Source organism: Massilia sp. NP310, assembly GCF_019443485.1.
Classification (GTDB): domain Bacteria; phylum Pseudomonadota; class Gammaproteobacteria; order Burkholderiales; family Burkholderiaceae_D; genus Telluria; species Telluria timonae.
This window is the reverse complement of record NZ_CP080379.1, coordinates 4,711,248-4,723,254: the sequence shown is the minus strand read 5'-3', so window position 1 is coordinate 4,723,254 and position 12,007 is coordinate 4,711,248. Positions and strand designations below refer to the sequence as shown.

General features: G+C 59.0%; 10 protein-coding genes and 1 tRNA gene. 1 reads left to right on the top strand and 10 read right to left on the bottom strand.

Going from position 1 to position 12,007, the window contains the following annotated elements:
• Positions 1 to 111: 111 nt before the first annotated feature.
• The 4 genes from ychF to KY496_RS20780 form a co-directional block, all read right to left on the bottom strand.
• Positions 112 to 1,203 carry a redox-regulated ATPase YchF gene (ychF, locus tag KY496_RS20795; RefSeq protein WP_005663337.1) on the bottom strand — a complete coding sequence of 364 codons (1,092 nt, stop codon included), beginning with the start codon at positions 1,201 to 1,203 and terminating at the stop codon, positions 112 to 114.
• Between the two features lie 104 nt (positions 1,204 to 1,307).
• Positions 1,308 to 3,635, bottom strand: coding sequence for a DGQHR domain-containing protein (locus KY496_RS20790; protein WP_184237975.1), 2,328 nt, complete (start codon positions 3,633 to 3,635; stop codon positions 1,308 to 1,310).
• Complete coding sequence (locus KY496_RS20785; protein WP_184237973.1) at positions 3,635 to 4,471, bottom strand: Dam family site-specific DNA-(adenine-N6)-methyltransferase; 837 nt, start codon at positions 4,469 to 4,471, stop codon at positions 3,635 to 3,637. Before KY496_RS20785 ends, KY496_RS20790 begins: the two co-directional genes overlap by 1 nt.
• A gap of 104 nt (positions 4,472 to 4,575) precedes the next feature.
• On the bottom strand, positions 4,576 to 5,625 hold the full coding sequence (locus tag KY496_RS20780; protein ID WP_229520323.1) for a patatin-like phospholipase family protein: 1,050 nt from the start codon (positions 5,623 to 5,625) through the stop codon (positions 4,576 to 4,578).
• 131 nt (positions 5,626 to 5,756) lie between these two features.
• On the opposite strand from KY496_RS20780, the gene KY496_RS20775 reads away from it, so the two are divergent.
• Positions 5,757 to 7,637 (top strand): DUF3857 and transglutaminase domain-containing protein, encoded by a 1,881-nt coding sequence (locus tag KY496_RS20775; protein ID WP_184237969.1) that lies wholly within the window; start codon positions 5,757 to 5,759, stop codon positions 7,635 to 7,637.
• A 24-nt stretch (positions 7,638 to 7,661) separates the two neighbouring features.
• Here the strand turns inward: KY496_RS20775 and pth are convergent, their stop codons facing one another.
• The 6 genes from pth to KY496_RS20745 all read right to left on the bottom strand — a co-directional run bounded on the left by pth (position 7,662) and on the right by KY496_RS20745 (position 11,945).
• A complete protein-coding gene (gene pth / locus KY496_RS20770; RefSeq protein ID WP_071360692.1) occupies positions 7,662 to 8,246 on the bottom strand; it encodes an aminoacyl-tRNA hydrolase in 585 nt (194 codons plus the stop codon).
• A gap of 166 nt (positions 8,247 to 8,412) precedes the next feature.
• Positions 8,413 to 9,000, bottom strand: a complete 588-nt coding sequence (locus KY496_RS20765) for a 50S ribosomal protein L25/general stress protein Ctc (RefSeq protein WP_005663341.1) — start codon at positions 8,998 to 9,000, stop codon at positions 8,413 to 8,415.
• Positions 9,001 to 9,197: 197 nt separating this feature from the next.
• Positions 9,198 to 10,148: a ribose-phosphate pyrophosphokinase gene (locus KY496_RS20760; protein ID WP_005663342.1), complete on the bottom strand. Its 951-nt coding sequence runs from the start codon at positions 10,146 to 10,148 to the stop codon at positions 9,198 to 9,200.
• A 146-nt stretch (positions 10,149 to 10,294) separates the two neighbouring features.
• Positions 10,295 to 10,371 (bottom strand) — tRNA-Gln (locus KY496_RS20755).
• A gap of 65 nt (positions 10,372 to 10,436) precedes the next feature.
• The gene (gene ispE, locus KY496_RS20750) at positions 10,437 to 11,336 is read right to left on the bottom strand and encodes a 4-(cytidine 5'-diphospho)-2-C-methyl-D-erythritol kinase (RefSeq protein WP_219862227.1); all 900 of its coding nucleotides are present in this window, start codon (positions 11,334 to 11,336) and stop codon (positions 10,437 to 10,439) included.
• Positions 11,337 to 11,339: 3 nt separating this feature from the next.
• Positions 11,340 to 11,945 (bottom strand): outer membrane lipoprotein LolB, encoded by a 606-nt coding sequence (locus KY496_RS20745; protein WP_184237965.1) that lies wholly within the window; start codon positions 11,943 to 11,945, stop codon positions 11,340 to 11,342.
• Positions 11,946 to 12,007 lie beyond the last annotated feature (62 nt).

The following is a 12,007-nucleotide window of genomic DNA, read 5'->3' as shown; positions in this document are numbered from 1 at the left end:
CTCAACCGTATCCAGACGGCATGCCTTATTGTTTTTGTATAAGCCAAAAAGCAACAAGCCCTTCGGAAGGAAGGGCTTGCGTAGGGTTGGGCGCAACGCGCGCCCGATGGATCAGACGTTGAACAGGAAGTTCAGCACGTCGCCATCCTTGACGATGTATTCCTTGCCCTCAGCGCGCATCTTGCCCGCTTCCTTGGCACCCGACTCGCCCTTGTAGGTGAGGAAGTCGTCATACGAAATAGTCTGCGCACGAATGAAGCCGCGCTCGAAGTCGGTGTGAATCACACCCGCAGCCTGCGGCGCGGTCGCACCAATCGGCACCGTCCATGCACGCACTTCCTTCACACCCGCGGTGAAATAGGTCTGCAGGCCCAGCAGCTTGAACGCTGCGCGGATCAGGCGATCCAGGCCCGGCTCGTCCATGCCCATATCGTTCAGGAAGTCGACCTTGTCGGCATCGTCCATCTCGGCGATTTCGGACTCGATCGCGGCGCAGATGGCGACGATCGGGGCGTTCTGCTTGTTGGCGAACTCGGTCAGCTGGTCCAGCAGCGGATTGTTGGTGAAACCGGTGTCCGACACGTTGGCCACGAACATCGCCGGCTTGGCGGTGATCAGGTGCAGCGGATAGATGATCGCCATCTCTTCCTTGTCCAGGCCCATGGTGCGCACCGGCTGGCCTTCGTTCAGGTGCGGCATCAGGCGCTCCAGCAACGCGACCAGCTTGGCCGCGTCCTTGTCGCCCGAGCGCGCCTTCTTTTGCTCGCGGTGGATGGCTTTCTCGACGGTGCCCATGTCGGCCAGCGCCAGTTCGGTCTGGATGACTTCGATGTCGTCGATCGGGCTGACCTTGCCGGCCACGTGGATCACGTTCGGGTCTTCGAAGCAGCGCACCACGTTGACGATGGCGTCGGTCTCGCGGATGTGCGACAGGAACTGGTTGCCCAGGCCCTCGCCCTTCGACGCGCCGGCCACCAGGCCCGCGATGTCGACGAATTCGACGATGGCCTTGACCACGCGCTCCGGCTTGACGATGGCGGAGAGCGCGTCGATGCGCGGATCCGGCACCTCGACCACGCCCACGTTCGGCTCGATGGTGCAGAACGGGTAGTTTTCAGCCGGGATGCCGGCCTTGGTCAGTGCGTTGAACAGGGTGGATTTGCCAACGTTGGGCAGGCCGACGATACCGCATTTGAGGGTCATAAATGTAACACCTGAACTTAGAAGCTAAACGATAGATTCTACCCCAATCCTTTGAGAGGCGCGCTCTTTTCTAAACCGATCGAGTTCGATGCAACACGTGCAACTCACGCATCCACCTCCTCTTCCTCAGCGATATCATTCACGTCATCCACATCTTCAATCCGCACGTTTTTCTTTAGCTGAATTTCGTATTGTTCAAGCTGAGCAAGCGCCTCCAGCTCTAAATGCACACCAGATGACGCGTGCGCAACCTGATTCCGCCATTCGTTCACTTCGACCAGCCACTTAGTCTGTTTATCTTTACTTTCGTTTTTCTTGCCGAAACCAATTAACGCCTGAAAAGCCGGCCAGCATTGATGAGCAATTGTACGGTAATCAATAAGGTCGAAATACGCTTCCTTTGACCCCCGGCGATTGTCATCATTTTCCTGCCTGTTGGCAACTGCAAGGCGAACAGCTTTGGGCACTCCATCAGTCCACCAAGAATTCTCGTCGGAAGAAAATTCGCGCTTTAACTGATCAATTACTACATGCTTTAACGTCACTTCCAATCTGTCAATAATTAGTTTCGCTCGTATATTAGTTTGCTCTTTCTCACCCTTCAAAAATTCATCAAGACCGGGCGGATTAAAGGAAGGGAACTTTTCCCGAAGCACCTGCTGACAGCGACGAGTACGAGCGGTTTGTCCTTGCACACCACGCAGCTCACGATATCGCTTACGCTCGTCCGGCGTCAAATTTCCAAAATACGTTGCAAGTGCCTCAGCAAACGGAGTGACTGCCGAAGCGAGGTCTGCATTGCTGAGAACTCGGCATTTTTTACCTGTTTGATCTAGATGTTGAAGCACACTTTTCAGAGTATTAATGCAAGCAGTAATACTGTCATTCATAGCAAGGCCACCGCCATCTGCAGCACCTAGTTGCCACCAATCTTCTGCTCCACTTTTAATCGTGCCTAACCATTTTTTTATGACGACGATACAACGCCTCATGGTTTCTGCATTATCATCGCGCCAAAATGGACCAGCCTCTAAAATCTCCCCCTTCGCCTCTTTCACTATAAAGAAGCCAGCCTTATCAATGGCCTTAAATAGACTCGCGAGTGATATACAACGCCTCGAATCCTTCGGAGCATCAGCCGTTTGAATTAGCCCGTAAAGCGGTGAGTCTTTTTCAGACCCCATAACTTGGATCGCCTTTGAAACGATCGCTTGAACACGTGTTGATGGAACATCAGCGTCCCAATGAAGTTCAGCAAACAATTCTTGGAGCAAAGACTGCTTTACACTCTTTTGCTTCGCATTGATATCGATAAAAAGGCGTGCCTGCGTGGCAGCACTAATACCTTCAAATGCGAGAACTGCCAAATGCCCTGTACGAGCGTTAGGATGACCAGAATATGCAAACAGTCGATGCTGCCCATCAATAATCCAGGCTGATTTATAGGCAGGCCTAAGAGTTAGCCAGCCCGCAACACCACTTGCATCAGTCTCCTCATGTGAGTTCTCTTGCTTCGTGCGTTGAAAACTAACGCACCGCTTTTCGAGATTGACTACGATGTTTGTTGGAAATATGCCACGTTCGGAAATATAATCGCGAATTGATTTAAGACGACTCTTACCTATCATCCGTTGATACGTGTTGACGTCGGAAGCCTTTCCCTTAGATCTATGTGAGACATAAGAAATTTTTAGCAAGAACTCCGGCGAGATGGGGAATGTATAGCAGTTATATCCACCCATTTTCGTTTTTACTGCCGGCACAGTAATAGTTAACCCCGGAATCACTTTGCCAGGCAATATATCTGAGAAAAATTGATATTTTGCCGCAGGCCCCACATGCGCAGTTAGCTTTTCATAATATTCTAAATCTTGCTCATCAAAAAGATGAATATTTACCTTTTTTGCGAAATCCCGATCTTCTTCAGTAAGAATGACATTACGAGTAAAGAACAGGATTGCTATCTGGCGCTTATACTCAGCAGGCCATTGCTGTGGCACATCTTTCGCTAGCCGTTCACGATATGCCGCAATGCCTTCCATCCGGTCTTGCAAATTTGGTACCTTAGAAAAGCTTTCAAGTGAAATGCACTCAGCCGCAATTGCAATCTCTGAGTCGATACCAAGTAATGCAATTTGGCTCTCGGGAGCATCAACGGCACGCCTATCTAGTCGAAACTTTGCTCCTCCCTCACCGGACAAGGAAGAAAATTTCATTCGATAAAGCAGACACCAAACTCTATCTATAAAAAAGACAAGCTGACTTTTTTCGCGAGATATCCGGGCTGTACTTTTTCCTTCATTAACTAGTCGCCAACCGTCAGCCATTGCCTGCTCGAGGCGCTTCAGAGGAATACTTTGCGTTATGTCCTTTTTATTTTTTACGCGCGCAAGGCTACGAGCCTCATCAATCGAAAGCATGTTCTCGAACATTAGGTCCCCAACAAATATAGTGATTCAGTAATCTCTCTACGATGCGTGCTCGAAGCGGCAATAACGGATGCGCGCTTAATTATATGACACTCAATTCCACTATACAACTTATGAACCGACTCATGATCTGCGTTACTTACAACAACACGACATCCTCGGTTGGCCAGTTCTTTTGCATGCGCTGCCAAGCGCATTTGATCGCTCCAAGAAAAAATACGTTCGTTATATTTTACAAATCCGTTGTTAGCATGTGCCACAGTATATGGCGGATCAAAATAAATCACATCTCCTGCCTCAGCATCCTTGGTCGCCTCTTGGAAATCTGCTGTCATTATTTTTGTATTAGCCAGGGCTTCAGATGCACTTCTCACCAACAACTCGTCAACGGTAGAAAGATGAGTTTTTTTCCCATACGGAACATTAAACTCACCCTTAAGATTCACTCTATGAATCCCATTAAATGACAATCTAGTTAGATAAAGAAGACGAGCTGCACGTTCCAACTGCCCGGCAGGATTACTCAAACGAACTTTATAATAAAAATCTTCGCTATTCTCAAAAGTCTTCAGAATATCTATCAACCGCTCTGGATTCTCCCGAACCTGAATATAAGAATTAATTAATTCAACGTTCGCATCCGAGATTACTGCCGACTTAGGTTTTAGCGCAAAAAAAATCGCTCCACCGCCAAAAAACGGCTCGTAATATCTACCCCTTACCCCTGAGACAAAGGGAAGAATCCTCGCTGCCAAGGCTCTCTTACCACCTGGCCATTTTATTAATGGCTTTATTTTGGATTGATTGATTATCTGCACAACTGATTGGGAAATAGACATACTGGATTTCGCTAAGGAACTTTATCATTGTGCCTTATCAATTGCGGATTGTCATCAAAATGATAAGCAGAAGGGGTTTGGAATGTGAATTTGCAACGGGACTGTTAGATCCGTTTCACATCAACTAAGTGAGGCTTGAACACGAACTCCGCCAGTTCATCGCGCAGCCGCTCACCCTCCCTGATCGCCCGGCACCAATTGCGCACGCGCTCACTGTGATCTAAGCCATAGAACTTGAAGTCGGCCCGGTCCGGCAACTTCCCGCGCGGCAGCGTGCGCAGGAATTCATCGGATGGCGCCACCAGCAGCACGTTGTCGAGCCAGCCGCGATTGGCGCCGCGCGCCGCCCTCCTCCACGGGAATCCCTTATCCAGCCAGCCCGGCACGATGTGCTCGGTGAAATGCGGGTACAGCACCAGCTCGCCCTTCGCCCGCGAATACGGCAGCGCCAGGTGATAGTCGATGATGCCGCCGTCCCAGTAACTGCCGGCGGGCGCCTCGGCGATGCCGGTCACCGCCTTCATCAGCAGGGGCAGCGTGCCCGAAGCCAGCAGTCCGGGCGCCAGATTGTCGCGTGTGAGCGTCGAGAAATGCGTGTTGAAACTGTCGAAGCGCTCGCGCAGCCATGGCGCCTGGCTGCGTGCATGGCTAATCACGACCCGCTCCATCAGGCGCCCGAGCCAGGCGCGCGAGCCGGCGTTGTGCAGCGCCGCCGACAGGAAGCCGCGCATCTCGGCGTAGCGGTGCGCGGGCGACGCCAGCGAACGCAGTCCGCGCACGGTCAGGAGGTGCAGCCGGTAATGCTCGTGGTTGACGATGTCGTCTTCATGCCCGCGCACCAGTTCGCCCAGCAAGGCTTGCACGACCGCGTCGATGTCCTGCGGCGTAGGTTTCAAGCTCGTGTAGCGCTGGCCCGCATACAGCTCGCCCAGCAGGGCGAGGGCCTTGACCGGATCCTTCTGGCAGGCGGCGGCCATGCGCCAGGCGCCGATCGAAGCGCCGATCAGCGTGCGTTCGCGCGGGGCCGAAGGGAACCATTCGCCGAACATCCATTGGTCCAGCGACTGGAAGATCAGCCCCTTCGGGCCGCCCGCCGCGGCCGGCACGATGGCCACGTCCCGGGCCCGCAAGCCGTGTTCCGCAATCTGGGCCATGGCCACTGGCCCGGCATGAAAAGTGAGCGACTTCATGCCGGAATTATCGCAGGAAGCATGCCCTTGCGCCCGATCAATCCTGCCACCGTACCGCTGCGTAACATGGGCCGGTCGCGTGTCCGGAGAGTGTCATGCATCTGCGCTTCGTCGTCATGCTGTGTCTGCTTCTGTGTCCATTGCTGTGCCTGCCTGCGTCGGCAAGCGCGCTCGAGGCCGACAGCGGCACCGACCGCTCGGTGGTGGTGGACCGCTACATCCAGCATTTCGTGGTCGAGACGGGCGGCGGCTACACGCTCACGGTCGAGCAGGCCAAGACCATCGTCAACCGCGCGGCGCTGCACGAACACGCCCAGTTCTATATCGGCTACAACCAGTCGCTCGACGAAGTCGTCTCCGTCGAGGCGCATACTCAGAAGGCCGACGGCCGGCGCCTGGCGGTGCAGCCGTACCAGATCCGCGACCAGCAAGAAGCCGCCTCGCTCGACGCCCCGATGTTCCAGGACACGCGGCTCAAGATCGTCGTCTTCCCCGATGTCGAAGCGGGCGACAGGGTCGCGGTGCGCTACGTCGTGCGGCGCCATACGCCGCTGTTTCCCGGCCACTTCGAAGACCTGACCTCGGCGCGCTTCCAGCGCCAGCGCGACTTCCGCCTGGTCTACGACATGCCGGCCTCGATGCCCCTGCACGCCGATGCGGTCGGCTTCGAGGCGAGCGCCGCCACGAACATGCCCGCGCCCGCGCCCGGCAAGCGCCGCTACGCCTGGCGCTACGTCGACGGCGACAATGCGCGGCTGGAGGCCGATTCCGTCAGCTATCTCGACTACGGCAAGCGGCTCGCGGTCTCGACCTTCGCCGATTACGCCGCCTTTGCGCGCGCCTATCAGGAGCGCGCCGCCAGCAAGGCGCTGCCCGACGACACGGTGGCGGCGCTGGCGGCCAGCATCACGGGCGCGACCCTCGACCGCCGCGCCCGCGCGATCGCCCTCTCCGACTGGGTGCGCAAGAACGTGCGCTACGTCGGCGTCTATCTCGGCCCCGGCGGCGTGGTGCCGCATGCGGCATCGAGCGTGCTGGCCAACCGCTATGGCGACTGCAAGGACCACGCGACCCTGCTCGAGGCGCTGCTGGCCAGCTCCGGCATCGACAGCACGGTGGCGCTGGTCAATAACGGCGACGCCTATCGCCTGCCCGGCGTGCCGACGCTCGGCGTGCTCAATCATGCGATCGTCTACATCCCTTCGCTGCAGCTGTATCTCGACCCGACCGCCGAATCGGTGGCGGGCGGCTTCCTGCCCGCCGCGCTGCTCGGCAAGCCGGCGGTGCTGGCGCGCTCGGGAGAGTTCGCGATGATCCCGTTCTTCCAGCAGGCGCGCAGCCGTACGTTTACCCAGTTCGACATCCAGCCCGACGGCGGCAGCCGCTTCAAGGTCACGCGCACCAGCAGCGGTGCCCAGGCCGAGCCCTACCGGCGCGTGGTGCGCGCCACGCCGGCGGCCGAGCGCGACCGCTTCGTCGAACGCATGCTGCAAGGGCTGGGGCAACAGGGCGGCGGCGTGCTGGAGCCGGGCGACACCGAAGGCGTGGCCGACGACTATACCCTGTCGTTCCGCGGCGCCAGCAGCGGCTTCACGCAACTGCCGGGGCCGACAGGGCTGGCCACCACGTACAACTTCTGGGGAGGATTGGGCGACGCCGTGTTCGCGTTCACGCAGGAACCCGAGCGGCGCCAGGAGTTCGTCTGCCCGGCGATCGATGCCGAGGATGAACTACGCTTCCACCTGCCGAAGCGCGCGCAGGTGCTGGCCCTGCCGCGCGCCGTCAAGGTGATCGATGCCAACTTCGCCTACCGCTCGCACTACCAGCGGCGCGGCGCGCTGGTGACGGTCAAGCGCCAGCTCAAGTTCAGGCACACGGCGGCCACCTGCTCGCCCGACGACTACAGGCGCATGCGGCCGGCGCTCGAGCGCATGCTGCGCGACCTGCGCTCGCAGGTCGTGGTGCGGGGAGGATGAGCTAAAGAAGCGAAGAGCGCGGCGTCAGGCCGTATGCAGCTGCATCGTCGCCACGTCGAGCTTGCCTTCGCAGGCGAGCGGGATGATGCGCAGGCTCTTGTCGATCGATTCCTCGATCAGGCTTTGTTCTTCTTTGCGCGGGCGATGCAGCACGAAGTCGGCCACGCCCTGTTGCAGGTTGAGGCTGCGCGGGTGGCCGATGCCGAGGCGCAGGCGCCAGTATTCCTGGGTGCCGAGGGCCGCGGTGATGTCTTTCAGGCCGTTGTGGCCGCCCGAGGAGCCGCCTTTCTTGAGCTTGGCGACGCCGGGCATCAGGTCCAGCTCGTCGTGCACGACCAGGACTTCGTCCGGATTGATTTTATAGAAGCGCGCCAGCGCGCCGACCGACTGGCCCGAACGGTTCATGAAGGTCTGCGGCTCGAGCAGCCAGACGTCGTTGCCCGAGATCGAGGTCTTGGCCACCAGGGCGTTGAAGCGCGATTCGCGCTGCAGGCGGCAACCCGGCAGGCTGTTGGCCAGGTTGTCGACCAGCCAGAAGCCGGCATTGTGGCGGGTTTGTTCGTATTCCGGGCCAGGGTTGCCGAGGCCGACGATCAGACGGATGGACATGCGTGGTGTTCTTTGGAGAAAACGCGATTATCGCTCAAACGGGCCGTCCGGCGTACACAACGATGCTCGATGTGGGCCGCGGCGATGGCGGAAAACAAAAAACCCGCCGGGCAAGCCGCGGCGGGTTTTTATCGATGCGCCGCCGAAGCGGCGCGATCAGCCGATATTACTCAGCAGCGGTTTCAGCAGTCGCTGCGCCGCGTGGGATCGAGGTGGTGACGATGGTCAGGTTCTGGCCGTGGGTCAGCGCGGTCACGCCTTCTGGCAGGACCAGGTCGCCGGTGTGGATCGACTGGCCGGCTTCCAGCTTCGACAGGTCGACTTCGATGAACTCTGGCAGTTGGCCTGGCAGGCAGGACACTTCGACTTCGTTCAGCACGTGCGACACGATGGCGCCGCTCAGCTTGACTGCTGGCGAGATCTCGGCGTTCACGAAGTGCAGGGTGACCTTGGTGTGGATCGGCTTCGAGGTGTCGACGCGCTGGAAGTCAGCGTGCAGGACCAGTTGCTTGTATGCGTGCATCTGGAAGTCACGCAGCAGCACTTGCTGGGTTTTGCCGTCGATTTCCAGGTCCAGCACGGAACCGTGGAATGCTTCTTTCTTGAGCGCGTGGTACAACGCGTTGCCGTCCAGGGCGATCAGCGCCGGGGCTTCGGTGCCACCGTAGATGATGCCTGGGGTCTGGCCAGCGTTGCGCAGGCGGCGGCTCGCTCCGGTCCCCTGCTGAGTGCGGTTGAATGCGACTACTTTCATGTGAAACTCCAAAAATAAATCGGGCCCGAATGTCGGGAAAAAAGTTTCCCGGCCCGGTTGCCCAAGTGGCGACCATCCCCGCGACCAGGGACGGTCAAGAACGAGCGCCAATGCTGCGCGCTCAAGAAATCCTGGATGCTACAACGGCGCGCCGGCTGTTGAGCCAGGCGCGCCGCGCAATACGACGTCGAAACTGCTTAGTCGACGAACAGCGAAATGACCGAGTCGCCCTTGACGATCCGCTTGAAGGTCTCGGCCAGCAGCGGTGCGCAGGTCAGCTGGCGGATCTTGCCGCAAGCGGCGCCGGCTGGGCTCAGCGGGATGGTGTCGGTGACGACCAGTTCATCCAGCGGCGAGCTCGCGATGCGATCGATCGCCGGGCCGGACAGGACCGGGTGCGTGCAATAGGCAACGACTTTCTTGGCGCCGCGCTCCTTGAGCACTTCGGCGGCCTTGCACAGGGTGCCTGCGGTGTCGACCATGTCATCCATGATCACGCAGTTGCGGCCTTCGACTTCGCCGATGATGTTCATCACTTCCGACACGTTCGCCTTCGGGCGACGCTTGTCGATGATCGCGAGGTCGCAGCCCAGGCGCTTGGCCAGGGCGCGTGCGCGCACCACGCCGCCGACGTCGGGCGACACGACCAGCAGGTCGTCGTAGTTACGCTTCTGCAGGTCGCCCAGCAGGATCGGCGATGCGTAGATATTGTCGACCGGGATGTCGAAGAAACCCTGAATCTGGTCGGCGTGCAGGTCCATGATCAGGACGCGCTCGACGCCGGCTTCTTCCAGCATGTTCGCGACGACCTTGGCCGAGATCGCGACACGCGCCGAACGCGGACGGCGGTCCTGGCGGGCATAACCGAAGTAAGGAATGGCAGCGGTGATGCGGCCGGCCGAAGCGCGCTTGAGGGCGTCGACCATCAGCATGATTTCCATCAGGCTGTCGTTGGTCGGGGCGCAGGTCGATTGCAGGACGAAGACGTCCTTGCCACGCACGTTCTCGTTGATCTCGACCATGACTTCGCCATCGGAGAACTTGGAGACGACTGCTTTACCGAGAGGAATGCCGAGGCTTTTTGCGACCCCCTCTGCTAGTGCCGGATTGGCATTGCCGGTAAAAACCATCAGGTTTTCGTAAGCCATGGGGAGTCCTAAAGGGTAAAAAGCGTTTGTACGGTAGAAAAACAATCAGCCGGATATACCGGCTGATTAGCATGCTGATGTGGCGCTCGGCACCGCATCGCGATTTTCTTGCTGGACGCACACGCATCGACAGAACAAGAAAACTTTGGCAGGGGAACAAGGATTCGAACCTTGGTATGCCGGAATCAAAATCCGGTGCCTTAACCAGCTTGGCGATTCCCCTACACGATCTTTACTACTTGCCGCCAGCATCTTAACTTGCTACTCAACGCTGCGACAGGCAGTATTTTATACTATAACTCCCTGATTTTGCAAGAGCGATTTCATCAGCGGGTGTGTCTGCAGCGACTTCGCTTTCCATGCCGCCCACTTGCCCGGCACTTGCGCCAACACCTGGTCGGCAGCGTCTTCGCTGGAGAACGCGCAAAACACGCACGCCCCTGAGCCAGTCATCCTGGCATCGCCATGGCTGCTCAACCATTCAACCGCCTCTGCTACCGGCGGGAACAGGCGCATCGCCACGTCCTGCAAATCATTTTTCCCAAAACCAACCGTACTGCATGAATCGGTGTGGCTGGAAAAGTCCGCTATTCTGACGGGCTTTGAGTCTCTTGTCAAATCTGGCGCAGAAAAAATTGCGGGCGTCGGCACCGCCACACCCGGCTCGATCACCACATACCAGCAATCCGGCCCCGGCACCGCCTGCAAGGCCTCTCCCACGCCCTCCGCGAACGCGGTTTCGCCGAACAGGAAGAACGGGATGTCCGCGCCCAGCGGCAAGCCCAGCGCCATCAATTCTTCGCGGCCCAGGCCGGCGTCCCACAGCGCATTGGCCGCCATCAAGGCGGTGGCCGCATCCGACGAGCCGCCGCCCAGCCCGCCGCCCATGGGCAAGACCTTGTCCACCCTGACGGAGATGCCTGGCGGCAGCCGGCCATGGCGGCGCGCAAACTCGGCCTGCAACAGGCGCAGCGCGCGCACGACCAGGTCCTGCTCTTCGGGCACGCCCGGCACGTCGTTGGTGCGGCGAATCTGCTCGTCGTCGCGCAAGTCGAAATGCAGCCGGTCGGCGCGGTCGATCAGTTGGAACACGCTTTGCAGCAGGTGATAGCCGTCGGCGCGGCGGCCGGTAACGTGCAGGAAGAGGTTGAGCTTGGCCGGCGCCGGGCAATCGTGCAGCGAACGCATGGATCAGGCCGAAGGCAGGATGACGATGCGGATCGCGAGGTCCGTGATGTCGCCCGACGCGGCGCGCTCGGCCTGGATGAGGCGCGGCGCCGGCTGGGCCGCGGCAGCGTCTTGCCATTCCACGAAGCGCAGGCGCCAGCCATCCCTGGTCGTGACGGTGTTATTGGCCGGCGAGGCGCGGAAACGCTGCCCCTGCGCGTCCAGCGCATAGCCCTGCAGCCAGTCGCGCAGGCCGGATACCGGCAGCGGCCAGCCCAGCGTCTCCTGGGTCAGGCTGTCGATGTCGCCCGCCGTGCGCTCCTGGCCGCCCTGGACCAGGGTCGCGGCATTCGGCGTGACATTGATCGTGGCTACGGTCTGGCCCAGCGGAGAGATCAGGGCGACGTCGATCGCCCCGGGACGCTGCTCCCAGTTGAAGTTGCCGGTGATCGACTCTTGCCGGCCATCCTTCTGGTAATTGACCGACAGCTTGCCCGACAGGTCGATGGTGTCGCGGTAGTCGCCGACCGTGGCGGTGGACAGGTTGGCGGTGCCGGTGGCGCAGCCGGCAAGCGCGGCAGCGAATGAGCACGCGGCGGCGAGCAGGGTAAGACGTCGGGTCAGTGGCATAGGAACGATCGGGAAATGGACAAACGCAGCGGACCGCGCAATGCGGTCCGCCGCAAGACTGG